Annotated in this window: 1 protein-coding gene; it reads left to right on the top strand. The window is 41.6% G+C overall.

What is annotated here, in order from left to right:
• The first annotated feature begins 538 nt into the window (after positions 1-538).
• Positions 539-1,792, top strand: a complete 1,254-nt coding sequence (gene ltrA, locus ACEN2N_RS18925; protein ID WP_441825788.1) for a group II intron reverse transcriptase/maturase — start codon at positions 539-541, stop codon at positions 1,790-1,792.
• Positions 1,793-1,895: the final 103 nt, after the last annotated feature.

Here is a 1,895-nt window from a genome sequence, read left to right as displayed (position 1 = left end):
CCATAGTGTGCCGAGCAAGCAACGAGCGGCAAAATACTTGTTGTGAACTGTAATTAAGATGGTGGAACCGACCCACCAATGTCGTTTTATAGGAGAAGGCGTTAAACCACCTAAAGGTGCTGTTGTAAAGAGCGATGGTACTGAGCGTTTAGGAAACGGCTAGTCAAGAACTGGTCAGGTATGGATAAAAGAGATGAACGAAAGTGAACCCCTTTCGAGGTGTCGAGAAGTAGGTACACCCTGTCAAAAGCTACGAAGTATGATACGGAGTTAAGGAGTATAGCGAAGACCTATTTATTGGCTATACGGCAGGCGTCATTCAGGGGGCATGAATTTTATCCGGGCTTAATTACGGAACTCGGGAACCTGACTATAAATGCTAAGGGAAATAAACAATAGGCTCAACCTAGAGGTAGAATACCAAAGTTATTTTCAGGGACGGACTAGCCCGTAGTAGCGTTGAAGTTTCTGTAATGGAAATGGAGCAAAGGGGTTAGGTTGTACAGTTGCATTACATTTAACAACTCACTATTCGAGGATGACTTTATGCGATGAAACAAAATCAATACCTATAAGCAAAGCCATGATATGGCAAGCTTACAAGAGAGTGCGAGCCAACAAAGGAAGCGCAGGTATAGACTTGGTCAGTATCGAACAATTCGAGACCGACCTGTCCGGAAACCTGTATAAGCTCTGGAACCGTATGGCATCGGGAAGCTATTTCCCCCCTCCGGTCAAAGAAGTGGAGATTCCCAAAAAGGACGGAAAAGTCCGAAAACTGGGAATACCTACCGTAAGTGACCGAATTGGACAAATGGTAATCAAGAGGTTTCTAGAACCTCGTTTGGAAAAGGAATTCAGTCAAAATTCATTTGGTTACAGACCTAAAAAGAGTGCGCATCAAGCACTTGAACAGGTCAGGAAAAACTGCTGGAAAACAGACTGGGTAATCGATCTGGACATTAAAGGGTTCTTTGATAACATTGACCACCACAAATTGATGCTTGCCGTAGAGAGACATGTACCCGAAAAATGGGTCAAACTCTATATAGCACGTTGGCTGGCATGCCCAGTAATGACCAAATCTGGAAAACTGCTCGTAAAACAAGGAAAAGGAACTCCGCAAGGCGGTGTTATAAGCCCCTTATTAGCGAATCTCTTTCTGCATTACGGATTTGACAGATGGTTAGAACAGACTGACAGAACAGTAAGTTACACACGTTATGCCGACGATGTAATCGTAAACTGTAAAAGTCAAAAACATGCCGAACAAACACTAAAGGCCATCCAAAACAGAATGCATCAAATTGGTTTGGAGTTACATCCAGAAAAGACCAAAATTGTGTACTGTAAGGACTATCGGAGAAAAGGAAATCATCACAACGTCAAGTTTGATTTTCTAGGCTATTCTTTTCAACCTAGAACTTCCAGATCTAAAAAGCGAAGTGGGCTATTTCTAGGCTTCGATTGTAGCATTAGTATAAGTTCGAGAAAACGTATTGCAGCTAAGTTAGCAGAACTTAAAGTGCATAGAATGACCTCCAATAGTATCGTAGGTATTGCCAAAATCCTCAATCCCATGATTAGGGGATGGATCAATTACTATGCGAAATTCAGGAAATCTATGCTCCACGGAGTTTTCAAACTATTGAACAATCGTTTAGTGAAATGGGCAAGAAAAAGGTATAAACGTTATAAGACCAGTATAAAACGTGCATACAAATGGTTCTTTAGAATACAGGAACAGTTTCCTGATCTATTTTACCATTGGAAAATGGGATATACAAAGTGAAAACGTTAATTTAGATTTGTATAACAAGAGCCGTATGATGGGAGACTATCACGTACGGTTCTGTGAGAGGCTTGGGGTGAAATTCCCCTTGTCTACTCGACGC

Origin of the sequence: Maribacter spongiicola (genome assembly GCF_052119685.1) — a bacterium.
In the GTDB taxonomy this organism is placed as follows: Bacteria; Bacteroidota; Bacteroidia; order Flavobacteriales; family Flavobacteriaceae; genus Maribacter; species Maribacter spongiicola_A.
Note: the sequence above shows the minus strand (reverse complement) of the source record. Positions and strands in the feature narration are given on the sequence as shown.